Genomic DNA, 26,076 nt, shown 5'->3' with positions numbered 1-26,076 from the left:
GAAGGACAATGCAAAGAGATGTTGAAAGTATTTTTTCGTATTTCATTGGTAGTTGTATGTTTGGAGCCTCGCAGGGGTGTGTGAACTTGAGTCGCACAATTTCATTTTCGGGGAGGTAGCCCGATGACTCGCACGTTGACGTTCGTAATTGCCTTGGTGCTCATCTGCAGTGCCGGTAGCCTCTTCGGACAATCACCCGAAATGGTGAGCATCCGTCTTTCTCAGCCCCCTCCCAATCAATTGCGAGTTGCAGACCTGTGGAAGGTCTACCTCACAAATACCTCGGGCAGACCTGTTAAGGTTTATTTACATGGCACTGCCGAGGAGTCATCGATCCCTGACGGCATCATTGCCGACGCCACAACGAAGGTCATCGAGATCCCGAATGGCCAGACTGTGGTAACTGGTACCATGGTTCAACCGGTGAAGATTGGGGAGTACAACCCAAAATATCGCGACGCCCTTCTGCGTACCGGAACCGTACCCACGGGCGACTACCAGATCTGCTGCGAAGTGATCAGCGCAGAGACAGACCAGATCCTCGGTAAAGATTGCAAGTTCACAACTGTGAACAGGCTCTCGCAGCCGATCCTGATCGCGCCACCCGATGAATCTGAAGTGCCGATGGATTATCCGGTGTTCACGTGGATGTCATCGGTTCCTCCCGGTCCCGGACAGCGCATCCTGTATCAGGTGCGCATCCATGAGATGTTCGCTACACAGACGCCCCAAGACGCTGTATCTCGCAACCCGGCGTTCTTGGATGTACGCGATCTCTCCCGAACGATCCTGCAGTATCCTGTTTCAGCGCGGAAGTTCACAGTCGGACAGAAGTATGCATGGGTGGTCTCTGCCTATGAAGAAAGCGGTTCGAGCATCATCAACCTTGGCGTTAGCGAGGTGTGGACGTTTGTCTTCCGTCCGTTCCGCGGTGATACAACGCCCCCAGACAGGCCAAAGCCACCTACCGTTGCTGCCGAACTCACGGATGTCTGCCCCGGAGAGAACTGGGACTTTGAGATCGGATCGCTTGCCTGTTGGACGGTAGAAGGTGAAGCATTCAAGAATGATCCGGTGAAGGACGATCACCCGGTTCTTGGAAGTCTAGGTCAGAACGGTCGGTATTGGGTCACCTCATACGGAGTGCTCATCGGCGATGAAGCACTCGGCAGAATGCAATCGCAGGAATTCCGCATTCAAACAAGTATGATCGGTTTTGTGGTAGGGGGCTCTCTATCACCCGACGCAGCTGTTGAGCTCTATGTTGAGCGCACAGCAAAGGATACGTTCAAACTTCCGGTTCGGAAACTGCCTGGGCTCCCCGGTGAATTCTACTTGGCATATTCTACAGGCCTTCCATCTGCGCGCGCCGCTGCGAGCGAACGCCTTGTTCCGGTGGAGTGGGATGTGGTGCGGTACATCAATCGAGCTTCGTACCTCGTAGTAAAGGACAGCTCGAAGATGGCGCATGTGAACGTTGACAACTTCCGGTTCTTTGACCGCGAGAAGCTCGACTCGATCAAGCTCCCCGTGCTTGTGATGGCCGCCGGAGAACGACACTCTCTCGTTGCTACTCCGGAAGAGAAAAGCCCCCTGAAACTCGTAAAAGAACTCAGTATCAGCGCAGCCGATCTAAAAGCAGGTAGTAATGGCCTCTTCACCGATGCAACGATCAACCAGGTAGCAACTGGCATCAAGGCAAAGAAAAGTTGGGCAAGTTCCTACGTGGCACAGAAACAAGAAGGACAGACAGAAGGCGGTCAGGTTGATTACGACGTGACGGACATGAAGCAGTCAGGCGGCGCCGGCACCTACATGAAGGGCTTCCCACTTGCGGCACTCGATCCAAAGAACATCGTGTGGGGCTGGGGCGATAATCTCCGTTACGCCATCACAAAAGCCTATCCGAGCGTAGTATCCGAGCCGAAGAAGCTGGCCAAGGTGAGCAACGTCCTGGCGCTTGCAGCAGGGATGGACATGTCATTCGCTGTTGAAAAAGGCGGCGTTGTAAAAGGATGGGGCTTCAACGACTATTGGCAACTGGGCGTGAACGACCGGATCACGAAGGGTGAACCAACGTCACTCCCCGGACTTACGGGTGTGATCGATGTTGCAGCCGGTTCACGTCATGCAATGGCGTTGACGAGTAAGGGCGACGTCTATGTGTGGGGCTACAACAGAACGTTTGAGAATGGATTCTTTGGCGGAAAGATCAACGTAACTACCGGACAGCTCGACGGGATCGATAACCCTCCAACACCTCGCAAACATCCGATGCTCAAAGGCATCCGCGCCATTGCCTGTGGCCACTCACATTCTCTTGCACTAACGATGTCGGGTGTAGTTGCCGGTTGGGGAGTGAACGGCAACGGTCAGGCTGGATTCGATGATGACTTCCCGTTCGTTCCCATCCCACTTCCGATCGCCATGGACCTCGGCGGAAGCCCGGGCATCAAGCGTGTAAAGGCTGTTATCGACATCGCAGCCGGTGATGCTCACTCAATGGCATTGACAAACACCGGTGAAGTGTTCGTGTGGGGGAGTAATGCGAGTGGACAGCTTGGTGATGGAACAACTACCGACAGACACGTTCCGAAGAAGGTTGAGGCACTCAAGAATATCCGTGCCATTGCGGCAGGGGGCTCCTTCTGCCTCGCACTCGACTCATCAGGAGTAGTGTGGGCGTGGGGCAACAACATCCTCGGTCAATGTGGTGACGGTACAAGGCTTGGCAGACTTACGCCCGTGAAGGTGTCGCGCGTTGATGCCGTACAAGGCATCGTTGCCGGAGGTGCACATGCCATGGCAGTACGGGCCGACGGATCATTGTGGACGTGGGGCCAGAACGGACTTGGACAAATGGGTGAAGGACCCGTGATCAATCTCGTACCGGTGCCTGCAGATCCACCGATCGGACCACTGCGTGTTGAACGTCTCGCAATGCCATGATACGTGCGAGTAACCTGATCGTGTTGGTGACACTAGCAGTTGCATCGGTGATCGCAACAGCACAGCCTGCACCACAAACAGGATCACCATTTGTTGTCTTTGGTTCCGACCAAGGTGATGCGCCCGTGATCTTCACCGGCGGGTATCGTGTGCTTGGTCAAACGTCGAATAGGTCGGGATCGTTTCAGGAGAAGCCCCCTGACTTCTGGCGTGTTGAATTCACACCATCGGCCATCATCTACGGCGTGCCCATCACGGCAAATCTCTTGATGAGTTCTGAACAGCAAGATATTCGTCAGAACATCAATGCCTTTTCTGTTTCACTTGATCCTGATGCCGTAAAGCGCATTGTTACGCAGCGTGCGTATCGCGAACTCGAGTCCTATGCGATGTCTGAGGCCGGATGGATGCTGGGAGAGTACGAGAGTGTGAAAGACTCTCTTAAGCAATATGATCCTGAACAGCTCGAACAACTTGAGGCCATGCGACAAGTAGAACAGTTGCGCGATGTCTCGAACGGCAACATCACCAACTACGAAGATGTGCTCACCAAGATCGGTGTTATGAGTGATGTTGAGAGTGTGATGGCCTCGCTCCCAAAGATCGGTGTGGGCACGGTCTTCCCAACGTTCACGCCACTTACCCTCAGCGGAGCGCGTATTGTTGGTGGGAATCTCGAATGGAACCCCGGCGGTGCGTTCTATCTGCATGCAGTGTATGGAACAACACAACGCCCCCTCTCGCGCATTGATTCTACACGCACAGATACAACCATCTATCGCACCTCTGACAACTCTGACTTTGGACGCAAACTCTATGGTGGTCGTATTGGCCTTGGTTCCATCACGGCAGACCACGTAACAATCACTGGAGTCTATACCATTGATGATAAGGCCAGCCTTACCGTGGTTGATACTCTCTCAGCTCTTACGCCTCAAAAAAACATCCTCTCAACGATCGATTTCCGTGTAGAACTCATCCCGGGTATATGGTCATTTGAAGGTGAAGTAGGGGGCTCCCTTACCATCGGAGATCTTAATGCACCTCAGTTTGGAACAACGAGTGTTCCTGACTTCCTCTTGAATGTAGCAGACTCCAATGCTTCATCGTATGTTGATTGGTCTGCAACTGCAAGTACTGCCGTGAACATTCGAAGCAGTGGCACACGGTTTAGTGGCAGTATCCGCCGCATCGGTGCCGGATATCGAGCGCTGGGAGTCCCAAACCTCCGTGTGGACGTACTGCGTTTTGATGTAAAAGTGGATCAGGCACTTCTGAAACGCCAAATGTCGATCGGACTCTTTGCCCGGCAGGATCGCGACAATCTCATTCCGATCAAGCGTTCTACTTCTACCTTGCTCTCTATCGGCGCAACACTTGGTCTCAACTTCCGCGGACTGCCATATCTCCGCGTTTCGTACTCACCGTACGTTCAACAAAGTGACGCAACCGACACTCTTCTCCAATACGTGAATCGTACGACCATGTGGAATGCGTCAGGGGGCTATGCATATCGCATCGGCGATCTCAGTGCTAGCACCAACGTTACCTTTGCTCGACAGGACGCGGCAACAAAGAACAACCTCTATGATTATGCCGTCACATCCGTGATCGCCAGTCAATCCGTCACGTTGCTCATCCCTCTCTCGCTCACAGCCGGCATCGGATGGATCCATCAAGAAGCAGTGGCATCTCCAAGCACAACTATCATCACCATCGATGGCTCCGCTTCGTACATCCTCTCCGACATCCTCACCGCCAGTGGTGGACTCACCCTTGCACTTGATGACACCTACGGAGACCGCACCGGCTTCTTCCTCGGCGTTACCGCCCGCCTCGGCAACTTCGCAGACGTAGACCTCCGTGCAGAACGCACCCTCTTCAACGAACGCCTCACACCACCGGTGTTGGGTGGAGGGTATCAGGAGAGCATTGTGCGTCTCACTGTTTCTCGAAGTTGGTAATCTCGATAGAGTGCTAGATTGTTAGAGTGCTAGATTGTTAGAGTGCTAGAGTCACGTTCTGTGGTGTTAGTAGCACATAGAAGGATGACGTCCCCATCAATGATAAAATCGCGTCTGTTATCGATCTATCTGTTAGAAGTTGTGAGGATCGTAAACAGTCAACATCTGTTTCGTCTTGGAAATCAGACGGAGGGTGTCGCCCTAGCTGTCATGAATAACATCTCTGAAGCGCAGAGCTGCCAAAGTCGGCGAGACCTCATACACAAACTGAAGCTTGCTCATAAGGAGTTACGAGAAGCCGAATCTCTCTCTATCCATTTCACCGAAAGAAATGGAGTGCCAAGCTCATGGAAACAAACGATCGATGGTCTTCTTGATGAGCTTGGACGGCTGATGAGTTCGTCTATATCTACCGCAGTTCGCAATCAACAACGACCCCCAAAAACCAGATGAGGGTCTAACAATCTAGCACTCTAACAATCTAGCACTCTAGCACTCTAACGCGTTTCCCAATACAACTCTTTCCGCAGCTTCTGCACCCACTCTTGTTCGAGGCGTTGCTTCTTTTCGAAGGATGCCATTTGTTCGAGTTGTTTGTAGTCTTCGTCGACGGACGGGGTGTGAGCAGGGATGATGCGCTTGCGGTAGAGGATGTGGAAGCCGGGCTTAGTTGGGTCTGCGGCATACGGTGAAGGGTCGGAGACAGCACCGTCCTTCATGGCATTGAGAGATGTTTGCATCTCTTCCGGAAGACGGGCGAGTTCGATCTGACCCATTGATCCACCGAAGCCTTGGGTCTCTTTTTCATCACTGAATTCACGAGCGAGTGTCTCAAAGTTCTCGCCCTTTTCAACACGTTGTTTGAGTGCAACGAGTTCGGTCTTAACGCGTTCTCGGTCTTCGTCGCTCTGACCTACGCGAATGAGGATGTGTCGCGCAGTCATCGAGGTTGCTGTCTTGCTGATGAGCTGAATAACGTGCCATCCGAACGGCGTCTCGACTGGTTGAGAGATCTCATCAGGGGACAGGTTGAATGCAGCGGTTTCGAAAGCCGGGACAAATTTGCCGCGATCAACGGTTCCGAGGTCGCCACCGTTCGATGCAGAGATCGGATCTCCGGAATACCTGCGTGCGAAGTCGCTGAAGGAGCCCCCTTTTACGATGGAGTCTCTGATACGCATGGCAAGGGTGTATGCTTCCTTGTTCTTTTCGTCGGAGGCCTTCACGTACTTCACGATGTGGAAGAGGTCTACACGTTCCGGTACCTTAGGCAAGGAGTCGCGGTATTTGGCGTAGAACGCTTCCACATCTGCACGGGAGGCCTTGACCTGACCGAATTGCTTCTGTTGCATCTTCTCCACGAGAAGACGTTTGCGGATCTCATCGCGGAATTCACGTCGGATGCGCATCATGCTCATGCCGTACATGTCTTCGATACGCTTCTCTGAGCCGAATTGCTGGATCAGTGTTTGGATCTGATATTCCATGCGCTGCGTGATCTCTTCATCTGTTACCTCAATGCTGTCCTCTATGGCCTTGGTCATGATGAGGCGCTCGTTGATGAGCTGATCGAGGATTGCTTGACGCAGTTTGACGTCCTTGCGGTCTACGCGCGGATCACGCTGGGCCAACATCTCCATCTGACCGTCTACATCGGACTTGAGAACGATCTCACGACCAACGATGGCAATGATACCTTCCATGGAGTCTTGGGCCCAAACAGAGGTAGGGATGCCAAGTACAAGGAGGCACATGAAGAAGATGTTGAGTGTGCGCATGGGGCTTTTCATTTCGTTTTCACTGACGAGGCCTTGCCCCATATCTTGTCGATAACAGCGGTGTCATACACAACAGGGTGAAGCTTGCGCACACCGGAGAGCCAGTTCTCGGTGAGACGCTTCTGCAGCGCATCCTGATAGGCCGGAGCGAGCTCACTGAGTGCTGCTTCAAAGGACTTCTGTTGTGGCGGAACAACGGCATCAAGGCGGATGACCGCCCAACCGGCGTCGGCTGCAAACGGACCGATGATGTCCCCAACCTTTGTTGTGGCAGTGATCTTCGCTGCAACCTTTGAGGTCTTAGGTGATGCCGACTTCACAGCGCCGTTCTTATCCCTGCCACCTTCGCGTTGCGTGTGTTGTGCGGCAAGTGTGGCAATGTTCTCGCCCTTCTTGATTCTATCGCTCAAGGCCTTTGCAAGGGAGTCGCTGAGTACGTAGAGCTCGGTGAGGTCGTACTTCTGCTCGGTCATCCAACGCGACTTGGTTGAGTCATAGAAGACCCGCGCATCGGTAGTGTCAAATCGTAGCTTGCTCCAGACTTCCTTCTCTTCTACCTTGAAGAGCAAGATGCCGTCATTGAATTCTTGCATCAACGAGGCAAACTCCGGATACTTCGTTTCGAGGTCTGCAGTGGCCTGCTCTAGGGCAAGTGGGTCTGCGATGCGATTCATTGCACGCTCAAGCCCGGCACGGTTGAGCGAGTATCCTCGCATATCGATGCGCAGGCGAAGTGAGTCGCGGAATTGGCCTACTGTGATCGGGCCGCGTGGCATCTTGTAGATGATCTGTTCTGATTGATACGGTGTGAGTGAGCGTGACCACGTTGTGTCTTGTGTGTTCTTCGTGGTATCGATCGCACTCATAAACATGATCAATGTTTGATCCATCCACTGATATCCAAGGTGCTTCTTCACAGAATCGAGAACGATCCTCTTGTCTTCTTCGAAGTAAAGTCTGCGATAGGTGCGCTTTGCCGCGTCGCGCTCCGCCACAGCATCAGGCTTCTTGGTGGAATCACGGATCATGATGTGTGTTCCGTAGATCGTCTTGACCTTGCCGGAGAGCTCGCCATCCTTGAGTGCAAACACCGCGTTCTCAAAGGCCGGTACAAGACGGGAACCATTGGCATCCATTCCGCCGGAGCGGGAATATGATGAGCCGAGGAAGCCGCCCTTGGCAGCGGACGTCTTGTCGTCCGACACGGCCTTTGCCAGGTCAGAAAAGGCATCGCCCGTTGGCTCGATCTTCATCGCACGCAATGCAGCTGCTTGTTGAGCCGGCTTCATCTTGAGGATGGTGATGAGCGTGTCTGCAAAACGATCTGTTGCGGCTGAGTCTCTGCCATCTTTTGCGGAAAGAAGGATGTGACGGAACTTCACTTGGTCACGGGGCTCCTCACGGAAGACCTTCACCACGAAGTATCCGAAACGCGAGTTCACGGGCTTCGGGCTCACTTGCCCAGCCTTCAAAGAATATGCTTCGTCTTCTACGGCCTTGATGATCGAACCGCCGGAGATCCACGGAAGGATCCCTCCGTTCGCAGCGGTCTCCTTATCGTCCGATGAATCACGAGCGATCTTCTCGAAGTCAGCACCGGCGTTGAGTTGTGCGATAAGACGTTCTGCCTTGAGCTTGCTTCCAACCGTATCCCATTGTTTGGTCTGCGGATCGGCGATCGCGCACAAGATGATGCCGATCTGGAGCTCCTTCATTCTACGACGTGACAGCTGATCCACTCGCGAGTCAGCTACTGCCTTGTCATAGAAGAACGTCTCTGAAAGGAGCTTGCGATTGTTCGCAAGGTCTACCTTCACTGCGGAGTCCTTGTCGAGACCACGATCGTGTGCGTCCTGCACCTTCAATCGATAGTTCGTGTAGAGGCGCAGGAATTCAAGGGCGGTGTCTCGTGGCACTGAAGTAAGCTTCGTATCCCGACGCGACAAGTTTTTTTGAAATGCGCGCTCAACGTCGGAGAGAAGGATCTTCTCTGTTCCAACCGTGGCGATCACGGTGGAAGGGGTTGACGTTTTTGCCGGTGTTGCCGACTTTTTGCTTTTCTGGGCTGACGCGATAGAAGCGATGCACACAAGACCGAGAGCGATCGAGAGAACACGAGAATTCGTCGTCATGGCGGAGATCGTCATGAAATGGGTACACTGGGATTGTGAGTGGATACGGGGGTCACAGACGCCCGAACCACAAAAATAGTCAGGCGAGCAGTGCCGACCCTACTTTCCATATATCTCCGGCACCCATTGTGAGCACCATATCGCCCTCCAAAACCAGGGTCTTGAGCAGTGCCGGGATGTCTGCAGGCGCTTCTACATAGTGCACGTTGCGGTGTCCGGCATCCCTGGCAGCGTCCGCGATAAGCTTCCCATTGACCCCCGGAATTGGCTCTTCGCGTGCCGGATAAACGTCTGTGAGGATCAAAACATCGGCCTCGTCAAAGGAAGTGGCGAACTCGGCGTAGAAATCCCTGGTTCGGGTATAGGTGTGCGGCTGGAACACGGCAACGATCCGACGCTTCCAACCACGTCGGGCCGCGGTGAGCGTTGAGCGGATCTCGGTAGGGTGGTGGGCATAGTCGTCTACGACCAGGATGCCCCCTACCTCTCCCTTGACTTCGAACCGACGGAACACGCCTCCGAACTCTGCAAGACCATCCCTGATCACATCGAACGGAACACCGCACAAAAGAGCAGTTGCGCAAGCAGCAAGGGAATTGCGGACGTTGTGGTCACCCGGTACGTGAAGCTCGATCTCTCCAAGGGGGCTCCCCTTGTGTACGAGTGTATAGGTGGAGGAGCGTTCGTTGTAGCTGATGTCTGCAGCGCGCACATCACACTGCGCAGACATGCCGTAGGTGACAACCACCCGTTTGATGGACGGCAGGATGGCGCGCACGCCCGGATCATCTAAGCAGACCACTGCAGTGCCATAGAACGGCACCTTGTTTGAGAACTCGATGAACGCCCCCTTTATATCGTCGAGGTCACTATAGATGTCAAGGTGATCCGCCTCTACATTCGTGATCACAGCAATGGTGGGCAAGAGCTGGAGGAAGGAACGGTCGTATTCATCGGCCTCGAGTACGATCCAGTCGCCCTGTCCAAGCCGGGCATTCGTGCCACCAAGTCCCTTGAGACGTCCGCCAACAATGACCGTTGGGTCCATGCCAGCCTTCATCATCACGATGCCACACATGGACGTGGTGGTTGTCTTGCCGTGAGTGCCGGCAATGGCCAGACAATACTTCAGTCGGGAGACCTCGCTGAGCATCTCTGCCCGACGGATGATCGGGATCTTGCGCTCCAAGGCGAACAACGTCTCGGGGTTCTCCTGTGGACGAACGGCACTGGAGTAGACCACTACCTCGGCGTTATCTACGTGTTGTGCATCATGCCCAATGCAGATGCGCGCCCCAAGAGTTGCAAGGTGGTCCGTTACTTCACTTCGGTTAAGGTCTGAGCCACTGACAACAAACCCCTGCGAAAGAAGGATCTCGGCGATCCCGCTCATGCCAATGCCACCAATGCCAACGAAGTGGATGTGTCGAACGGAGGAAAACGTCATAGTTGCAAGTTACTAGTTACTAAGTACTAGTTACTAGTTGCCAGTTACTAGTTACTAGTTACTAGTTAGTAGTTACCAGTTACCAGTTACAAGTAACTAGTAACCAGTAACTAGTAACCAGTAACTAGTATCTCTCTGGGCGGCGATCGGCAAGGATGTCATTAACAGAATTGAATGTCTTGTTGCGGGTGGCGGTGGGGTCGATCTCGGTGATGAGTGTGGTTGTGCCAACTGCATCGGCGCTTGCCAGTACGTCTCCGTTGTAGGAGTAGATCACGCTTTGGCCGTTGAAGGTGACGTCTTCTTCGGTGTTGGATTCTGTGCCGTAGCGGTTGGCCACTGCCAGGTAGACCTTGTTCTCGAGGGCGCGTACGGGCATGGCCATGCGCCAGATGTGGGTGACGAGGTTTGATGGGCAGGCGATCACGTCAGCTCCCTTGAGTGCAAGGGTCCGGGCACTTTCAGGAAAACGCCAGTCGTAGCAGATCATCACGCCGAGATTGCAATCGAGATGGGGTAGATGAACAACGGAGAAACCGCTATCGCCCTCGTCAAAACACAGCGTCTCCTTGTAGAACAGATGCGTTTTGCGATAGACCTGTGTTTCGATGTTCGGTCCGGCAATCACCGCTGAGTTGAAGAGACGGTCTCCATCACGCTCAGCAAAACCGCAGATCACTATGCGACCGTGAGTTTTTGCAGCGTTGATGATGCGGGTGATATGAGGTCCGGTAAGGGGCTCTGCAATGCCCCCTACTTCTTCGCGGGTGACAAAGAAATATCCGCTGGTGGCGAGTTCGGGAAAGACGATGACGTCCGCTTCAGTACTGGCAATGGTCTCCACAATGAAGTCGGTATTGGCATCCGGATCTCTGTACGCGGGACAGAACTGTACGGTAGCGAGGCGCATCATAGCGGGATGCTCATCGAGAAGACAGGAATGGACTGTGTTGGCGTGAAGTTCAACAATATCGTTTGTGAGTTAGCGGCATTGGGCAGAATTGGATCGGCCAGGTCAAACAACTCATTGTTGAGGGCGTTCACACCAAGCGCGATTCCTATGCCGATTGCGTAGCCCACGAGCACATCGGTGAGATAATGCATGCCAAGATTGAGTCGGGCAAAACCGGTATAGAGGGCATAGGCAACGGAAGGGGCTACCACATACCACTGCGGATATCTGAGAATGAGCGAGGTGGCAAGGGCCGCCGAGCCGGCAGAGTGTCCGGAAGGCATGGATCCGTCGGAATCATTACGGTAGTTCTGAATGCATCCGGGATACGCTTCATACGGCCTTGGTCTGTCGATCACGTTCTTCAGAACGATCACAACGCCATACGTGAGGCCCATGGTCACAAACGTCTGGAGTCCGGATTCCGCAGCATACCGTTTGTCTGCAAGGTTGCTCCCTTCCGGTGCGATCATGCCGTACACATAGAGTCCAACCGGTACACCAATGGCAAGGGGCAGCAGAGCATCGGAGGTTACCTTGGACATGTCCCGTAGAAAGGCGCTTTCGATGCTGTTCGCTCGATACGTGAGGTTGGCCTCCCATGGGAGGTTGCCGCAGTCTTGTGCCGAGAGGGAGCAGGTTGTAGCGAAGAGGACGACGAGCAAGAGTCGGTGCATGTGCAAATGTAGTGGTGACCGTATCTTCGTCAGCTATGAACATCGCTATCGTAGGCGCAACAGGACTTGTTGGCCGAACCATGATCCGCGTTCTCGAAGAGCGAGAAACGCCACTTTCCTCCCTCACCTTGCTCGCCTCGGGCAGAAGTGCCGGCACGGTGATACCGTTCCGTGGTCAGGACCTGGTTGTGAAGGAGCTCAAACCTGAGAGCTTCAACGGCCTCGACGTTGCGCTGTTCAGTGCCGGTGGTGCTCTTAGCAAGGAATATGCGCCGATAGCTGCGGCCGCAGGGTGCACGGTGATCGACAACTCAAGCGCTTGGCGGATGGACCCAGATGTTCCGTTGGTTGTCCCGGAGGTGAATGCCTCAGATGCCTTCCTCCACAAGGGCATCATCGCCAATCCGAACTGCAGTACGATCCAGATGGTTGTTGCTCTGAAACCGATCAGCGATGCTTTTGGACTCAAGCGTGTTGTTGTGAGTACGTATCAAACACCAAGCGGTGCTGGACAGAAGGGGCTTGACCAGCTCAATGCAGAACTTGCCGGTAACGAGCCAACAGTTCGCATCACCGGTCATACGCTGGCCGGGAATACGGTCTTCCACACCATCGGTGGTGTTGGAGAATCGTCGGAAGAAGAAACAAAGATGATCCGCGAGACACGACGCATCATGCACCTGCCGGATCTGCCCCTTGCCGTAACGTGTGTTCGAGTGCCGGTCTTGGGCGGTCACGGAGAATCTGTAGCGGTTGAGACGTTGCGTCCATGCACCGATGTTGATGTGCGCGCTCTTCTCTCGTCCACTCCCGGCATCGTTGTGATGGACAATCCCGTCCATGCCGTCTACCCAACGCCAAAGGTCTCCAACGATACGGATCCGGTCTATGTTGGACGTATCCGCAAGGACGAATCCGTTGAGAACGGCGTCTTGATGTGGATCGTGGCCGACAATCTTCGAAAAGGGGCTGCAACAAACGCGGTTCAGATCCTTGAAACACTAGCAGAGCGCCAATGAACTCCTACGTTGTCATCATGGCCGGCGGATCCGGCGAACGTTTCTGGCCGCTCTCACGCATGAAGAGGCCAAAGCAACTTCTCAAGCTTACTTCGCCCGACATCACAATGTTGGAAGAGGCCATCGCGCGTGTGGAGCCCCTTATCCCGCTTGAGAGGATCTTGATCATCACGAGTGAGGTGTTGAGACAGCCGATCATTGACGCGCTGCCGAAACTCCCGCCGAACAACGTCATTGCCGAACCATCAAAACGCAACACCGCGCCGTGTTTGGCATTGGCCTGCAGTGTGATCGATCAGCGTGAAGGGGGCGATGCACTAATGGCCGTTCTCACGGCGGATCATTTCATCGGAAATGCTAGTGCATTCCGTAATGATGTGTCAACGGCGTTGACCTATGCAGAGACGCATAATGCGTTGGTGACGATGGGTATTCCGCCAACAAGGCCAGAGACGGGCTATGGCTATATCAACGTTGCGGAACGTATCGCTGAAGGTGAAGTGTCGCGTGTGGCGGCGTTCAAAGAGAAACCAAATTTCGAAACAGCTCGTGAGTATGTACTGAGCGGACGGTATGTGTGGAACAGCGGGATGTTCTTCTGGCGCACCAACACGTTGCGTGAAGCAATGTTCGCACTGCTTCCCGACGTAGGAAAAAAGATCGAGGTGATGGCTGCATCGATCGCTGCGGGAGACAGAGGTTCCTTGGCTGCAACCTTTGCAGAGATGCCGGACATCTCCATCGACTACGGAATCATGGAGCGTGCAAAGAACGTGTTCGTTGTGCCGGCCTCCTTCCCGTGGGATGATGTTGGGTCGTGGGATGCTTTGGAGCGTATGCAACCCCTTGATGACCATCGCAATGTTGTGCAAGGTGAGTCGGTGGTGATCGATTCGGAAGGTTCGGTGATCGTCAATGCTCATAGCGGCTCGCATGTCGTAACGACCATTGGTATCGAAGACTTGGTCGTGGTGGTAACGAATGATGCAACGTTGATCTGTCCCAAGGACCGTGCGCAGGATGTGAAGAAGATCGTCACCACACTACGAGCGGAGGGCAGACGTGACGTCCTCTGATGCCCTCGCGCGCAGTGCGGCAGACCGCATCGCCATTGCCTTTGATATCGATGAAGGTCATGGGCTCACGGAGCACGACATCCTGCAGCAGATCCGCGAAGAACTTGTGAGTCGGATCATTCATCTGTTGAATGCCAATCCTGAAAAGCTCATGGCCATTCTCTATCGCATCGATGTTCAAGAAGCAGTGGTGAATGAGATTTTCGCAACAGCGATCCCGCCGGACGTACCAGAGCTGATCGCTGAGCTCATCATTGAACGTCAACTCGCCAAGGCGCGTACTCGCGCAGAACACCAACGCTCAGAAGGAGACGACGCATGAAGACCCTTCTGATGAATATCGACTCGCTGGTGACCGTGAGTGCTGATGGATCGTTGTCGAAGACCGGTTCATCCATGCGAGATGTGGGTGAACTCACCAATGCCGCCATGCTCTTTGATGAGCGGATCCTTTGGATCGGTCCAACGTCGGAAGCAAAACAGCATCTATCAGCAGATGTCGAGGTTGTTGACTGTTCGGGTAAGACCGTGATGCCTGGGTTTGTAGACTCGCATACACACATGGTCTTTGCCGGCTCACGTTCCGGTGAGTTTGCCCGTCGGCTTGCAGGTGCTTCGTACGCCGAGATCGCAGCTGAGGGCGGCGGTATTCTCACCACCATGCGTGCCGTGCGCGAAGCAGATGTTGAATCACTCATCGACGTAGGGGATGCACTCCTCACGTCGGCCCTGCAGCATGGCACAACCACAGCAGAGATCAAGAGTGGGTATGGGTTGGATGTTGAGAGTGAGCTCCGACTCCTCGACGCCATAGGTCAGCTACAATTGGGTCACGAAGCACGTGTTGTGGGAACGTTCCTCGGCGCCCATGCTGTGCCCCCTGAATACAAGCACGACCCTGAAGCCTATGTGAATCTTGTGGTCAACGAAATGTTGCCACGTGTACGTGAGCAGGGCACAGCATCGTTCTGTGATGTGTTTGTTGATGCAGGGTTCTTTGCCGAAGCTCAAGGAGAGCGCATCCTCAATGCCGCACGGGAGCATGGGTTGCGACTCAAGATCCACGCCGATGAAATCGCTCTTGTTGGTGCATCCACCATGGCTGCACGTGTTGGATGTATCAGTGCCGATCATCTTGAGCACAGTACCATCACAGAGATACAAGCTCTGCGTGATGCCGGTGTTGTGTGTACGCTTCTGCCGGGGACAGCCTATACGCTCCGACTCCCATATCCCGATGCAAGGACGATGATCGATGAGGGGGCAGTTGTTGCCCTCGCTACAGACTGTAATCCCGGGTCGTGTTTTACCGAGAACATGCAGACCATTCTCTCACTCTCCTGCATCAACATGGGAATGAGTATTGAGGAAGCCATTGTTGCGTCAACGCTGCATGGTGCGGCTGCGCTCGGACTTGCCAATGATCTTGGTTCGCTCGAAGTAGGAAAGTTCGCAGATGTTGTGGTCTATGACGTGCCATCGTATAAGGACATCGTCTACCACTTCGGCGTCAATCACGTCTGGGGTGTATGGGTCGGAGGCACTGAGGTCTCGTGATCGACCGTCGCACCATCATCACGTCACTCGTTACCATTGGAGCAGGATCCATGCTCGATCTCCCAACCTTTGCTAAGACGTTTGCTGGAGCCCCTTCCACACCTCGCATGCCGGTGATGTTTGTGGGACATGGCAATCCGATGAATGCCATCACCGACAACACGTTTGCTCGTGTCTGGGAGAAGTTTGGCAGGGAGCTTCCAATGCCCAAGGCCATTCTCTGTGTGAGTGCACATTGGCAGTCGCGCGGGACCAAGGTGACGGCGATGGAGCACCCCAAGACCATCCACGACTTCGGTGGTTTCCCCGATGAACTCTTCGCCGTGCAATATCCTGCACCCGGCTCACCCGCATTTGCTGATGAGATAGCCAAGCTTACAAAGAAGACCATCGAGCTCGATCACGAATGGGGTTTGGATCACGGCACGTGGTCGGTTCTTGTGCGCATGTATCCCAAGGCCACCATCCCCGTCCTCCAGCTCAGTCTCGATGTGAATCTCACACCCCAGCAGCACAGTGACCTTGCCAAGGACCTCGCACTCTTGCGAACCAAGGGTGTCCTTGTTATCGGTAGCGGAAACATCGTCCACAACCTCCGTCGGATGAAGATGGAAGGGGCTCCTTTCGACTGGGCCCTGGAGTTCGACGCCACATCCAAACGCCTCATTGAATCACGAGACATCGCCTCTCTCGCCAACTATCGTTCGCTCGGCACCGCCGCCCAGATGGCCATCCCAACCGATGAACACTATCTTCCCATGATCTACGCCCTATCGATGGCAGAGAAGAACGAAAGCCTCACATTCTTCAATGAACAGATCGATCTTGGCAGTGTGAGTATGAGATCGTTTGTGGTGGGGTAACTTTGCAGCATGAACATCCGACTCTTCAACACGCTCACCAAACGCATTGATGCGTTCAGCCCGTTAGACCCTACTCGTGTGCGAATGTACTCGTGCGGACCAACGGTCTATGATGTGGCACACATTGGAAACATGCGGGCGTTTCTTTTGCCCGACCTGCTGCAACGGACACTGCGAGTGGTAGGGGGCTTTGATGTTTCGTGGGTGATGAACATCACAGATATCGATGACAAAACGATCCGTGATAGCGCAGTTGGTTCTGAGAAGTGGCGACCAGAAATGGGCACACAAACCACAGATGCACTCGCAAATCTGAAGATGCTCACGGCGTTCTATGCAGAGGAGTTTCATCGCGATCTTGCGTCGTTCAACATCGTCAAAGATCACTTTGCTGCTCAGCCCCTTGCCACAGACTACATCCCGCAGATGCAGGCGCTGATCAACGATATCCTGGCGGCTGGGTATGCGTATGCAAGTGATGGCTCCGTGTACTTCAATGTTGCCGCCTATGCTAAGGATCATGCGTATGGCAGACTCTTTGCCATCGACACGGAACACTTCCGAGAAGGTGTGCGCATTGATGCAGATGAATATGATCGTGAGTCGGTGAGCGACTTCGTTCTTTGGAAGGCGCGCAAGGAAGGCGAACCGTATTGGGACTACGACGTTAACGGCACAAACCTTCCCGGACGTCCGGGATGGCACATCGAATGCTCTGCGATGTCAAAGGACATTCTTGGATTGCCGTTCGATATCCATACGGGCGGTGTAGACCTGCGTTTCCCGCATCACGAAGATGAACTTGCGCAGTGCACGGCTGGATATCACGAGCACGACCAAGCAACGTTCTGGGTGCACAACGAATTCCTCGAAGTAGAAGGCAAGAAGATGTCGAAGTCGCTTGGCAACTTCTACACCATGCGAGACCTTGTAGCAAAGGGCATCGACCCACTCGACGTACGTTTCGCAATGCTCCAGGCACATTACCGCACGGTCTATAACTTCACGTTCGATGGAGTGAAAGGGGCTTCTGCTGCCCGCACCAAGATCCAAGACTACATCTATGATGTGAAGGAACGCTCCACTGCGAGTTCCGGGAGTAGCGCCCTTGCGAGTGAGCTCCGCACCTCTGTCTTCACCGAACTTGCTGACGATCTCCACACACCAAAAGCACTTGCGGCGTTGTTCTCGTTCATCGGTCAGCACGCAGCATCAAGTCTTACTCCAGACGAAGCGTCGTCTGTTCTCGGTGTCCTCGCGGAGATCAACGACGTCCTTGCAGTCTTCGAGATCGCTGATCGTCCGGTGATCGTAATCCCTGATGATGTAGCATCTATCGCAGAGCAGCGTTGGACTGCACGTTCGGCCAAGGATTGGGCGGAGAGCGACAGACTGCGTGCGCAGCTAACTGCTCTTGGCTGGACGATGAATGATGGGAAGGACTCCTACACACTCGAACCAATGGCATGATCACGCACGTTACCATCGTTGGTCGAGGTCGAGTTGGTGGTGCAATCCATCATCGACTCAACGAGCGTGGTGTTGCGGTTACTGTTGTACGTCGGGATGGTTTTGATGCTTGGTGCAATAGCACGGATCCCATCGGCAACATCATCATCGTTGCCACCAAGGACGACGTGCTCCGCGCAGTGGTAGATCGCATCGTAGAGAAGCGCGGCAACGACCTTCAGAACGTTCTCGTGCTCCACGTCAATGGTTCACTCGGCACCGAATTGCTAAGCCCCGTTCATGATGTTGGTGCACTTGCTGCAGCCGCACATCCGTTCCAAACATTTGGCAATGACGATCCGTCAGCCCTCGATGCGATAGGATGGGGCGTGCAGTGTGATGATGCGGCGTGGCATCGTACGCGCGAGTTCGTTGAGCTCCTCGGCGGTATCCCGTGGTTGATGACCGACATGTCTCATGAGCGGAAGCGCCGATATCATGCAGCTGCAGTTGCTGCATCGAACTTTACCTATGCAGCGTATGAGTTAGCGCGCCGACTTGCCGATGATGCAGACATCCCCGCAGATGTCTTTCTCATTCCCATCATGCAGCGCACGTTGAAGAATGCATCCGAAGCACTGGAGAAGAATCTCCCCTTTGCCATTACCGGCCCCCTCATGCGCGGCGATGTAGACGGCGTGCGACGTCAGTTCGAGAGTATCCCACCGGAAGAACGAGATCTCTACCGCAACCTCTCTCTCGCCCTCCTCCAAGTGGTAGGGGGCGGATTGGATAGTGCAACGAGGGATGAGATGGAGCTGATGCTGCGTTAGCGAACGTCATGCCGAGCGAAGTCGAGGCAGCGAATAGCGAATAGCGAACATTCGATCAGCCCCGTAGGGGCGAAAGTTCGCTAGCCCATGACGTAGTCATGGGGGTAAAGCGCTCCGTCACCAAAGTGTCTTCAGCCCGCTCACGCCCGCGAAGGCAACATCCTTTGTAACGAGGACGCAATGTTCTTCGAGTGCTTGAGCTGCGATCATTCGATCAAATGGATCACGGTGATCCCAATCGAGGTTAGCGGCTCGGAGTGCATGGTGATCATTGACCGGTAGAATAGTAAACCCATACAAACGAAGGCGAACGTGGATCTCGTTGACGAGATGCGTTGCCGATGGCAATGATTGGCGACGCACCTTCTGAGCGATCTCGTAGAGGCTTATAGGAGAAACAAATATTGTCGCATTGGGGTTGCGAAGCACCTTGCGAACCGCACCCGATAGCTTGTCTGGTTCATCGTCGTACCAGAGAAGAGTATGAGTGTCAACGAGAAGTGACTTGTTCATTCGTTCAACGGATCGTTGGGGTTCTCTTCGTAGACATCTGGGTTTGTGGCTGACAAAAGCTCAAACTCAGAATTGTCGATTAACGGCACTCCTGTGCACCCAAGTCCAATGGGACGAAGCTTCGATGTGTCAACCGGAATGAAAGCCACAAGCCTTGCGACGGGCTTGCCGTTGCGGGCAATAACCACATCCTCTCCCATGAGAGCTTCCTCTACGAGCTGTGAGAGGGTTGACTTTGCTGTGTGCATATTGACCATGATCATGTAGTGCCTCCGTTGAAGGGAAACGTGACATGCAACATGCAAAAGGGCTAAGGAGAAGTCAACTTAGCTAAGCGACAACCTTCTTCATCTCACCAATATTCGCCCCAAGATCTCCGGCAAAAAGGCCACTGCCTGATACAAGGATCGATGCGCCGGCGTCAACGGCCTGACGTGCATTGTCGATCTTGATGCCGCCGTCCACTTCGATCTGAACGTTGCTGTGACCATTGGCATCGAGCCATGCGCGGAGTCGCTCGCAACGCGTAAGGAAACTTGGGATGAATGACTGACCGCCATATCCGGGGTTGACGCTCATGAGGAGGATGAAGTCCGATTCTCCGGCTGCCTCAAAGGCATACTCAAGGGGAGTTGCGGGGTTGAGCACAACGCCGGCTTTGCAGCCGTGACTCTTGATCCGTGCAAGTGTGCGATGGAGGTGTGGTGCCACCTCTGCATGAACACTGATCCAATCTGCACCGGCCTCGGCAAACTGCTCTACCTGATGGTCGGGGTTCGTCACCATCAGATGGACATCAAGCGGCATGGAGGTGATGCGCTTGAGCTGCTGAACAAATGCAGGCCCAAAGGTGATGGGAGGAACAAAGTGCCCATCCATCACATCCACATGCAACACGTCTGCACCTGCACGTTCGCAAGCACGCACATCGTCTCCAATGCGCAGGAGGTCTGAAGCGAGGAGGGAAGGGGCGATCTGGATCATGATGTGTGCTTTATGATTGTTGTCACTGCGAAAGTCGTGCCAAGTGTTCTGCAACGCGTTGCCATGTTGCTCGATGATAGGTTGGTTCGGGCAACTCAAAGACGGAGAGAATGTCTTCTACGTATTCGGGACGTCGCATTCCCACAAGAACATGGTCCACGCCGGGAGTGCACCGTAGTGACTGTACGGCAATATGCTGAAGGGGAGTGTCGATCGGCATGCCGAATTCGTCAGCAAGGATCTGACGGAGCTCTTCTAGCGAAGCATTCTCTTCCGCGGCATACACCACGTCGATGTCGATCAGCACGTGTTCTACGTCATGCAAATACGAGTGTACAGCTGCAGGGTCAGGTGCGCGGTCTGCGAACATCGCTGCCGCTTCGAGCCGTGGATCGAGATAGGTGGCACGCACGTCTCGCCAGTGCGGTAGACCCTGGAACTTTGTCCATGCAGAACATAACGCGCCGGCGATGCGGAACGCTTCCTGCGCTACTTGCGTCTCCCGTTCAGACAAGGAGCCCCCTGCCATGATGGAATTCACGAGGTCGTGCTCGATGGTCTCAAGGGCATGTATGCGTTGTTCTACATCGTCGGGGTGGACGATATGCGATGGCATGGGGTGGGAGACGAGTCGGATGAGGTCGCTGTCGACGATCGCATTCAACGGTCGGTTGACGATGACCTTCACCCCCAGCTGAACGGCTCGTTCCAACGTGGTGGACGTACCTCCGGCTTGGTTCGTTGTTGTTGCAGCGCCATGTTCAACAACATTCATTGGCATCTGGGCGGTAGTGAAATGATGCCCACTATTACCGACTCGTTCCGCACACGCAAAACAGAGTTCTAGAGAAACGGCATCGGGTGCGTCTGTTGCATTAGCAAAGGTGTTGGAGGAGATGCCATAGGATTTGATGCGACCATCGGTAACAGCACGTTCCAGCCACGCGAAGGCGAGTTCTATGCGACGGTAGAATTCTGTGCGTGCCTCATCAAGTGACGTTCCGCTCTGATGAGCGATCTGCAGATAATACTCGGGGTTGTGCAGCAGAACTACATCGATAGGCGTGATGCCGATGCGTTCAAAAGAAGTGGAAAGTGCTTCTTCGAGAAAGTCCGGATGAATGCAGTGCCAGGCAGAATCGGAGAGTTTCACAACGTCTGCGAGTTCGTCGCCCATGGAAGCGCGTGCCTTGGCCAGATCCAGCATGTCTCCTTGGATGTAGCCGAGTTTTGTCACTACCGTCGGACGCTTCGCTTCCGGGATGGAGGCCAGTACCGTGCCAACCAACATCTCGCTCTTGCCGTTGCTGTAGTTGGACGAGGTGTCCACCATATCAACGCCGTGGGCAAGTGCTTGACGCATTGCCTCGTCGTGGACGGGATCACTCTGACTCACGCGATAACACCCGAAACCCAAGCCCCCTGCCATATCTGATCCTGTTCGTGTAGGTGAAAGAGAGTCGATCATCTGCCGCCAAAGGTTATGCCGATCTGAACGCCGTAGGGAGTTTGTCCGCGCTCGGCTGTGAACCAGGAGCCAACCAAGGCCGCATGCAGACGAAGCCATTTGCTGACCTCGATGTTGCCGCCAATGCCACCCACGGTTGAAAGTCCGTACGTGGTGGAAGGGTCGGAAAAGACGTCGAACCCACCAAGACCTTGCGAAGAGCCCATTGCTAGGCCGGTATGCACGTATGCAAAGAGTCCGAGGCGCGAGTCACCCGCCAGATAGACGCCCGGACCGATCATGAGCGAGAGCACGTCGCGTTTTGAGACGCCTGTCCCGCGAAGGGCAAAACCGAGCCACCATCTACGGGGCTTATCTAGATCCACAAAGGACTGGATCCCAAAACCTCCGTTCGGAAAGTCACGTTCTTGGGGTGACCAGGTACGATGAACAGAGAGCATCGTCCACGAACCTGACGGTTGGGGTTCATCACCCATTTCTTCCTGGGCGGTGGACATTCCGACGCTTATCAACGTCATCAGAAGGGCGGCGGCAAGGCGCATTTGAGTGAACATCCTGCAAAAATGCGTCATTCACTCAAGAGGTCGGTATTTTCGCGAGCTATGGAAACAACCACACCACAAAAAAAGACGATCCTTTCGGGGATGCAGCCCACCAACGACCTCACCTTTGGCCAATACGCCGGTGCGCTCAAGAACTGGGTGGAATTGCAGCACGAGTATGATTCTCTGTTCTGTGTGGTGGACCTACACGCCATCACGGTGCGCCAGGAACCGGCCAAACTGCGGAAGCGTTCGCTGGATGTGGCGGCGATGTATATGGCGGCCGGGATCGACCCGAACGTCTCTACGTTGTTCATCCAGAGTCACGTCCCTGAACACGCCCAGCTTGCATGGGTCCTGAATTGTCTGGCTGGGTTTGGTGAGGTGTCTCGGATGACGCAGTTCAAGGACAAGAGTGCGCAGCATGCGGACAATGTGAATGTTGGACTCTTCACCTATCCTGTGCTGATGGCCGCTGACATCTTGCTCTATAACGCCGACCTTGTGCCGGTAGGGGAAGACCAACGTCAGCATCTTGAACTCACACGCAATCTTGCCGAACGATTCAACTTCCACTACTCGCCTACGTTCACCGTGCCCGAACCGTTCATCCCGAAGGTTGGGGCCAAGATCATGTCGCTGCAGGAGCCGGAAAAGAAGATGTCCAAGTCGGACGCCAACGACAAGGCAACGGTCTTCCTCATCGATTCCGATGACGTGATCATGTCAAAGATCAAACGCGCCGTTACCGATAGCGGAACAGATATCGTCTACGATGCCGAAAAGCGTCCGGGCGTGGCCAACCTCATGACCATTCATCATATCACAACAGGAAAAAGCATCGCCGAGATTCAAGCAGACTTTGCCGGACTCGGTTATGCGGAATTCAAGGAAGCTGTAGGCGAAGCGTTGGTTGCGTTCATTCGTCCGGTGAGAGAGCGCTACACTGCGCTTCGCTCGGACGAAGAGTCGCTCAAGGCAACGCTCAAGGCAGGTGCCGAGCATGCACGCGATCGTGCACGTAAGGTCCTTCGCAAGGTCTACAAGAAGACCGGTTTCGTTGAATTGTAAGGACACATCACAATGCCAACCTATGACTACGTCTGCACAACGTGCGGCAAGAACTTTGAGTACATGCAAGCGATGAAGGAGGAGCCCCTTACTACCTGTCCGGCAGAGATCTGCGATCAACCGGAAAAAGGGAAGGGGCATGTGGAACGTCGCATCACCGGCGGAAGCGGCATCATTTACAAGGGCGGCGGATTCTACCATACCGACTACGTGAAGAAGTCCGGCTCGGGTTCCGGAGAAGGTGAATGACCCTTACTCTAACGCCAATGGGTGATGGCACGCCGGCCGGTGATCTTCTCAACGGACTCAACGCCGCTCAAGCAGAAGCCGTGAGCACCACAGAAGGTCCGGTCCTCATCATTGCCGGTGCGGGCTCCGGTAAAACACGCGTTCTCACCTTCCGCATCGCCTACCTTTTGCGTTTGGGTGTGAACCCATCTCACGTTCTTGCGCTGACCTTTACCAACAAGGCCGCCCAGGAGATGAAGGAACGCATCTCTCATCTTGTGGGAGGGGGCATAGCACGATCAATGATGGCCGGTACATTCCACTCGGTGTTCGCAAGGATCCTTCGTCAGTTCGCTGATAGGATCGGCTACACATCATCGTTCACGATCTACGATACCGACGATCAAGCCGCAGCGATCAAGGCTGTGATGAATCAGCTTGGTGTTTCGCAGCAGGTTGTGCCGGTGAATGGTGTACGTGGACGGATCTCGAGTGCGAAGAACTCCATGATCTCGTGGCAGGAGTATGTGCGAAGTGCAGACTCTGTTCTTGAGAAGCAGACCGGACAGATCTTTGAGGAGTACGAGAAACGTCTGGCGCAGAGTAATGCGATGGACTTTGATGATCTGTTGCTCAATACCATCAGACTTCTTGAACATCATCCCGACGTGCTCGAGTCGTTGCAGGATAGATTCCGATATCTGCTGGTGGATGAGTATCAAGACACCAACCGTGCACAGTATCAAGTGGTGACGATGTTGGCGCGGAAGTACCGCAACCTTTGTGTTGTGGGCGATGACGCGCAGAGTATCTACCGGTGGCGTGGTGCGGATATCCGCAACATCCTCGACTTTGAGCGCGACTATCCCGAATCAAAGGTTGTCCGTCTCGAGCAAAACTACCGGTCAACCAAGACCATTCTTGCGGCGGCAGATAGCGTGATCAAGCGCAACACCAAGCAGCTGAAGAAGTCGCTCTTCACCGACAACATCGAAGGCGAAAAGATCACTGTTCTTGCGTGCAGAGATGACCGCGAAGAAGCCGACATGATCGCACGGACGATACGTTCACGCGTTGAGAAGTACGGATACTCGTACAAGGACGTGGCCATTCTGTATCGCACCAACGCTCAATCGCAAGCATTGGAAGATGCACTGCGTAGAGGGAACACTCCATACCATATCGTGAGCGGAGTGAGTTTCTATAAGCGTAAGGAAGTGAAAGACGTCCTCGCCTATCTGCGACTCCTCGTCAACCCCAACGACACCGAGAGCATCCTCCGCGTCATCAATGAGCCTGCGCGTGGTATTGGCGCTACAACCCTTGAACGCGTTCAAGAGTTTGCTGTCCGAACCAACAGTCCGGTCTTCGAAGTCCTATCAAACATCGAAACCGTCCCCATGATGCAGGCCCGCACGGCAAAGGCCGTCAAGGACTTCGTTGGGATCATCGCTCGTTACCAGGAGATGATGCCCGAGCTTGCTCCTGCATCACTTGCCCAGGCCTATATCGAGGCAACGGGGCTCCCCCAGATGTACAAGCTTCAACAGTCGGAAGAAGCACTCGATCGATGGAACAACATTGAACGTCTCCTCGATCACATCGCCGAGCAGCAAGAGCTTGATGAGAACATGACCCTCATCAACTACCTCGAGCAGATCGCCTTGCTCAGTGATGCTGATGATCCAAAGCTTGGAACAGAACGTATCGCCATGATGACCATGCATGCTGCTAAGGGGCTTGAGTTTCCCCTCGTTGTTATTGCCGGACTCGAACAAGGTTTGTTCCCGTTGGCAAAGGCAGAGACCGACATGATGGAGCAGGAGGAAGAACGCAGACTCCTTTATGTGGGCATCACACGCGCACGTGAGCAGCTCGTTCTTTCCTACGCAGAACGTCGGTACCGTTTTGGCGAACTCGTCTTCTCCCGTCCATCCATGTTCTTAGGTGAGATCGACAAGGACACCCTTGCACCATCTGCACGCAGTATGACCGGCAACAATGCACGGGAAGCAGCGCCACGAACAGCCCCCTCATCACCAAAACAATCCTCGTATTCTCAGGTGGCGCAGGGTGAGTCGTATTCACAGCTGCCAATGCCAAAGCGCTATACCAGCGTCAGCCAACCCAAGGCCCGTGGCGTGCAAGGTCCGGCCCCAGAAGGCCCTTCATCCGTCAAGGTAGGTCAGCGCGTCAAACACCCCATGTTCGGCGCCGGCACCATCAGCTCCGTAAGCGGCACAGGTCAGAGTGAAAAGGCCACCGTGCTGTTTGATAACGGTCAAAGGAAGCAGTTGATGGTTGCGTTTGCTAGGCTGGAGGCTTTGTAAGCGCCTTCTGCAAGCGCCTTCGTTAAGCGCCTTGTTCAAGCGCCTTGTTCAAGCGCCTTCTCTAAGCGCCTTGTTCAAGCGCCTTCTCTAAGCGCCTTCGTTAAGCGCCTTGTTCAAGCGCCTTGTTCAAGCGCCTTGTTCAAGCGCCTTGTTCAAGCGCCTTGTTCAAGCGCCTTGTTCAAGCGCATTGTTCAAGCGCCTTATTCAAGCGCCTTATTCAAGCGCCTTCTGCAAGCGCCTTCTG

General features: G+C 54.2%; 23 protein-coding genes. 13 read left to right on the top strand and 10 right to left on the bottom strand.

The window, feature by feature from the left end; genetic code table 11:
• Positions 1 to 123: 123 nt before the first annotated feature.
• From IPI29_06155 to IPI29_06145, 3 genes are all read left to right on the top strand, one after another.
• Complete coding sequence (locus IPI29_06155; GenBank protein ID MBK7412119.1) at positions 124 to 2,949, top strand: hypothetical protein; 2,826 nt, start codon at positions 124 to 126, stop codon at positions 2,947 to 2,949.
• Positions 2,946 to 4,913 carry a hypothetical protein gene (locus IPI29_06150; GenBank protein ID MBK7412118.1) on the top strand — a complete coding sequence of 656 codons (1,968 nt, stop codon included), beginning with the start codon at positions 2,946 to 2,948 and terminating at the stop codon, positions 4,911 to 4,913. The genes IPI29_06155 and IPI29_06150 overlap by 4 nt, the downstream gene beginning before the upstream one ends.
• A 99-nt stretch (positions 4,914 to 5,012) precedes the next feature.
• Complete coding sequence (locus tag IPI29_06145) at positions 5,013 to 5,366, top strand: four helix bundle protein (GenBank protein ID MBK7412117.1); 354 nt, start codon at positions 5,013 to 5,015, stop codon at positions 5,364 to 5,366.
• 44 nt (positions 5,367 to 5,410) lie between these two features.
• Here IPI29_06145 and IPI29_06140 read toward each other — a convergent pair whose 3' ends face one another.
• The 5 genes from IPI29_06140 to IPI29_06120 form a co-directional block, all read right to left on the bottom strand.
• The gene (locus IPI29_06140; GenBank protein MBK7412116.1) at positions 5,411 to 6,703 is read right to left on the bottom strand and encodes a peptidylprolyl isomerase; all 1,293 of its coding nucleotides are present in this window, start codon (positions 6,701 to 6,703) and stop codon (positions 5,411 to 5,413) included.
• Positions 6,700 to 8,838 (bottom strand): peptidylprolyl isomerase, encoded by a 2,139-nt coding sequence (locus tag IPI29_06135; protein MBK7412115.1) that lies wholly within the window; start codon positions 8,836 to 8,838, stop codon positions 6,700 to 6,702. The genes IPI29_06140 and IPI29_06135 overlap by 4 nt, the downstream gene beginning before the upstream one ends.
• A 64-nt stretch (positions 8,839 to 8,902) precedes the next feature.
• Complete coding sequence (locus IPI29_06130) at positions 8,903 to 10,270, bottom strand: UDP-N-acetylmuramate--L-alanine ligase (GenBank protein ID MBK7412114.1); 1,368 nt, start codon at positions 10,268 to 10,270, stop codon at positions 8,903 to 8,905.
• 124 nt (positions 10,271 to 10,394) lie between these two features.
• Complete coding sequence (locus IPI29_06125; GenBank protein MBK7412113.1) at positions 10,395 to 11,183, bottom strand: carbon-nitrogen hydrolase; 789 nt, start codon at positions 11,181 to 11,183, stop codon at positions 10,395 to 10,397.
• Positions 11,180 to 11,899: a phosphatase PAP2 family protein gene (locus IPI29_06120; GenBank protein MBK7412112.1), complete on the bottom strand. Its 720-nt coding sequence runs from the start codon at positions 11,897 to 11,899 to the stop codon at positions 11,180 to 11,182. The genes IPI29_06125 and IPI29_06120 overlap by 4 nt, the downstream gene beginning before the upstream one ends.
• A gap of 35 nt (positions 11,900 to 11,934) precedes the next feature.
• On the opposite strand from IPI29_06120, the gene IPI29_06115 reads away from it, so the two are divergent.
• The 7 genes from IPI29_06115 to IPI29_06085 are packed head-to-tail and all read left to right on the top strand — an operon-like array spanning position 11,935 to position 18,696.
• Entirely contained in the window at positions 11,935 to 12,918 is a 984-nt protein-coding gene (locus IPI29_06115) for an aspartate-semialdehyde dehydrogenase (protein MBK7412111.1), read from the top strand.
• A complete protein-coding gene (locus IPI29_06110; protein MBK7412110.1) occupies positions 12,915 to 13,994 on the top strand; it encodes a mannose-1-phosphate guanylyltransferase in 1,080 nt (359 codons plus the stop codon). The genes IPI29_06115 and IPI29_06110 overlap by 4 nt, the downstream gene beginning before the upstream one ends.
• Positions 13,981 to 14,316 (top strand): hypothetical protein, encoded by a 336-nt coding sequence (locus tag IPI29_06105; protein ID MBK7412109.1) that lies wholly within the window; start codon positions 13,981 to 13,983, stop codon positions 14,314 to 14,316. Before IPI29_06110 ends, IPI29_06105 begins: the two co-directional genes overlap by 14 nt.
• Entirely contained in the window at positions 14,313 to 15,551 is a 1,239-nt protein-coding gene (locus IPI29_06100; GenBank protein ID MBK7412108.1) for an imidazolonepropionase, read from the top strand. Before IPI29_06105 ends, IPI29_06100 begins: the two co-directional genes overlap by 4 nt.
• Positions 15,552 to 15,601: 50 nt before the next feature.
• Complete coding sequence (gene ygiD, locus IPI29_06095) at positions 15,602 to 16,414, top strand: 4,5-DOPA dioxygenase extradiol (GenBank protein MBK7412107.1); 813 nt, start codon at positions 15,602 to 15,604, stop codon at positions 16,412 to 16,414.
• Between the two features lie 9 nt (positions 16,415 to 16,423).
• Entirely contained in the window at positions 16,424 to 17,884 is a 1,461-nt protein-coding gene (locus IPI29_06090; protein ID MBK7412106.1) for a cysteine--tRNA ligase, read from the top strand.
• Entirely contained in the window at positions 17,881 to 18,696 is an 816-nt protein-coding gene (locus tag IPI29_06085) for a DUF2520 domain-containing protein (GenBank protein ID MBK7412105.1), read from the top strand. Before IPI29_06090 ends, IPI29_06085 begins: the two co-directional genes overlap by 4 nt.
• 117 nt (positions 18,697 to 18,813) lie before the next feature.
• On the opposite strand, the gene IPI29_06080 is transcribed toward IPI29_06085, so the two are convergent.
• The 5 genes from IPI29_06080 to IPI29_06060 form a co-directional block, all read right to left on the bottom strand.
• Entirely contained in the window at positions 18,814 to 19,209 is a 396-nt protein-coding gene (locus IPI29_06080; GenBank protein ID MBK7412104.1) for a type II toxin-antitoxin system VapC family toxin, read from the bottom strand.
• Positions 19,206 to 19,472 (bottom strand): type II toxin-antitoxin system prevent-host-death family antitoxin, encoded by a 267-nt coding sequence (locus IPI29_06075; GenBank protein MBK7412103.1) that lies wholly within the window; start codon positions 19,470 to 19,472, stop codon positions 19,206 to 19,208. The genes IPI29_06080 and IPI29_06075 overlap by 4 nt, the downstream gene beginning before the upstream one ends.
• A gap of 67 nt (positions 19,473 to 19,539) precedes the next feature.
• On the bottom strand, positions 19,540 to 20,193 hold the full coding sequence (rpe, locus tag IPI29_06070) for a ribulose-phosphate 3-epimerase (protein MBK7412102.1): 654 nt from the start codon (positions 20,191 to 20,193) through the stop codon (positions 19,540 to 19,542).
• Between the two features lie 22 nt (positions 20,194 to 20,215).
• The gene (locus IPI29_06065) at positions 20,216 to 21,661 is read right to left on the bottom strand and encodes an aldo/keto reductase (GenBank protein MBK7412101.1); all 1,446 of its coding nucleotides are present in this window, start codon (positions 21,659 to 21,661) and stop codon (positions 20,216 to 20,218) included.
• A complete protein-coding gene (locus IPI29_06060; GenBank protein MBK7412100.1) occupies positions 21,658 to 22,203 on the bottom strand; it encodes a hypothetical protein in 546 nt (181 codons plus the stop codon). The genes IPI29_06065 and IPI29_06060 overlap by 4 nt, the downstream gene beginning before the upstream one ends.
• 60 nt (positions 22,204 to 22,263) lie before the next feature.
• Between IPI29_06060 and trpS the strand changes: the two genes are divergently transcribed.
• Genes trpS through IPI29_06045 form a run of 3 tightly spaced genes read left to right on the top strand, consistent with a single transcriptional unit; the run spans position 22,264 to position 25,832 of the window.
• Positions 22,264 to 23,274, top strand: coding sequence for a tryptophan--tRNA ligase (gene trpS / locus IPI29_06055; GenBank protein ID MBK7412099.1), 1,011 nt, complete (start codon positions 22,264 to 22,266; stop codon positions 23,272 to 23,274).
• Positions 23,275 to 23,286: 12 nt separating this feature from the next.
• The gene (locus IPI29_06050; protein ID MBK7412098.1) at positions 23,287 to 23,523 is read left to right on the top strand and encodes a zinc ribbon domain-containing protein; all 237 of its coding nucleotides are present in this window, start codon (positions 23,287 to 23,289) and stop codon (positions 23,521 to 23,523) included.
• Positions 23,520 to 25,832, top strand: a complete 2,313-nt coding sequence (locus IPI29_06045) for a UvrD-helicase domain-containing protein (protein MBK7412097.1) — start codon at positions 23,520 to 23,522, stop codon at positions 25,830 to 25,832. Before IPI29_06050 ends, IPI29_06045 begins: the two co-directional genes overlap by 4 nt.
• Positions 25,833 to 26,076: the final 244 nt, after the last annotated feature.

It is taken from the genome of Ignavibacteria bacterium (assembly GCA_016707005.1).
Lineage (GTDB): Bacteria > Bacteroidota > Ignavibacteria > Kapaibacteriales > Kapaibacteriaceae > UBA10438.
This window is presented reverse-complemented; position numbering and strand designations above follow the sequence as displayed.

What these genes read in the sequence shown, in the direction of transcription:
- IPI29_06155 (MBK7412119.1), top strand. Translation starts at nt 124, where the DNA reads ATGACTCGCACGTTGACGTTCGTAATTGCCTTGGTGCTCATCTGCAGT.
- IPI29_06150 (MBK7412118.1), top strand. Translation starts at nt 2,946, where the DNA reads ATGATACGTGCGAGTAACCTGATCGTGTTGGTGACACTAGCAGTTGCA.
- IPI29_06145 (MBK7412117.1), top strand. Translation starts at nt 5,013, where the DNA reads ATGATAAAATCGCGTCTGTTATCGATCTATCTGTTAGAAGTTGTGAGG.
- IPI29_06140 (MBK7412116.1), bottom strand. Translation starts at nt 6,703, where the DNA reads ATGAAAAGCCCCATGCGCACACTCAACATCTTCTTCATGTGCCTCCTT.
- IPI29_06135 (MBK7412115.1), bottom strand. Translation starts at nt 8,838, where the DNA reads ATGACGATCTCCGCCATGACGACGAATTCTCGTGTTCTCTCGATCGCT.
- IPI29_06130 (MBK7412114.1), bottom strand. Translation starts at nt 10,270, where the DNA reads ATGACGTTTTCCTCCGTTCGACACATCCACTTCGTTGGCATTGGTGGC.
- IPI29_06125 (MBK7412113.1), bottom strand. Translation starts at nt 11,183, where the DNA reads ATGATGCGCCTCGCTACCGTACAGTTCTGTCCCGCGTACAGAGATCCG.
- IPI29_06120 (MBK7412112.1), bottom strand. Translation starts at nt 11,899, where the DNA reads ATGCACCGACTCTTGCTCGTCGTCCTCTTCGCTACAACCTGCTCCCTC.
- IPI29_06115 (MBK7412111.1), top strand. Translation starts at nt 11,935, where the DNA reads ATGAACATCGCTATCGTAGGCGCAACAGGACTTGTTGGCCGAACCATG.
- IPI29_06110 (MBK7412110.1), top strand. Translation starts at nt 12,915, where the DNA reads ATGAACTCCTACGTTGTCATCATGGCCGGCGGATCCGGCGAACGTTTC.
- IPI29_06100 (MBK7412108.1), top strand. Translation starts at nt 14,313, where the DNA reads ATGAAGACCCTTCTGATGAATATCGACTCGCTGGTGACCGTGAGTGCT.
- ygiD (MBK7412107.1), top strand. Translation starts at nt 15,602, where the DNA reads ATGCTCGATCTCCCAACCTTTGCTAAGACGTTTGCTGGAGCCCCTTCC.
- IPI29_06090 (MBK7412106.1), top strand. Translation starts at nt 16,424, where the DNA reads ATGAACATCCGACTCTTCAACACGCTCACCAAACGCATTGATGCGTTC.
- IPI29_06085 (MBK7412105.1), top strand. Translation starts at nt 17,881, where the DNA reads ATGATCACGCACGTTACCATCGTTGGTCGAGGTCGAGTTGGTGGTGCA.
- IPI29_06080 (MBK7412104.1), bottom strand. Translation starts at nt 19,209, where the DNA reads ATGAACAAGTCACTTCTCGTTGACACTCATACTCTTCTCTGGTACGAC.
- IPI29_06075 (MBK7412103.1), bottom strand. Translation starts at nt 19,472, where the DNA reads ATGATCATGGTCAATATGCACACAGCAAAGTCAACCCTCTCACAGCTC.
- rpe (MBK7412102.1), bottom strand. Translation starts at nt 20,193, where the DNA reads ATGATCCAGATCGCCCCTTCCCTCCTCGCTTCAGACCTCCTGCGCATT.
- IPI29_06065 (MBK7412101.1), bottom strand. Translation starts at nt 21,661, where the DNA reads ATGATCGACTCTCTTTCACCTACACGAACAGGATCAGATATGGCAGGG.
- IPI29_06060 (MBK7412100.1), bottom strand. Translation starts at nt 22,203, where the DNA reads ATGCGCCTTGCCGCCGCCCTTCTGATGACGTTGATAAGCGTCGGAATG.
- trpS (MBK7412099.1), top strand. Translation starts at nt 22,264, where the DNA reads ATGGAAACAACCACACCACAAAAAAAGACGATCCTTTCGGGGATGCAG.
- IPI29_06050 (MBK7412098.1), top strand. Translation starts at nt 23,287, where the DNA reads ATGCCAACCTATGACTACGTCTGCACAACGTGCGGCAAGAACTTTGAG.
- IPI29_06045 (MBK7412097.1), top strand. Translation starts at nt 23,520, where the DNA reads ATGACCCTTACTCTAACGCCAATGGGTGATGGCACGCCGGCCGGTGAT.